Genomic DNA, 253 nt, shown 5'->3' with positions numbered 1-253 from the left:
AATACCAGCGTGCTGGAAGGGATGAACAATAAGATAAAGGTGATGAAGCGGATGGCTTATGGATACCGGGATAACGCTTACTTCTTCCTGAAAATCAAAGCAGCATTCCCCGGTAAAACGCGATGAATGACTAGTCCTGATATAGGTTGACACTTTTCAGCCGGATAACGCCCGATGAACCTCATCGGGCGTTTTGTATTTCAGCGACAGGTGCGGCCGCTGTGTGTTGTAGATGTTCACCGACTCCCTGACC

General features: G+C 48.6%; 1 protein-coding gene. It reads left to right on the top strand.

The genetic code is table 11. From position 1 onward, the window contains the following. The coding region (locus M6G53_RS25375; RefSeq protein ID WP_253335317.1) for a transposase at positions 1–126 on the top strand (126 nt) is incomplete at its 5' end. Positions 127–253 lie beyond the last annotated feature (127 nt).

This window comes from Serratia nevei, from assembly GCF_024160145.1.
Classification (GTDB): Bacteria; Pseudomonadota; Gammaproteobacteria; order Enterobacterales; family Enterobacteriaceae; genus Serratia; species Serratia nevei_A.
Note: the sequence above shows the minus strand (reverse complement) of the source record. Positions and strands in the feature narration are given on the sequence as shown.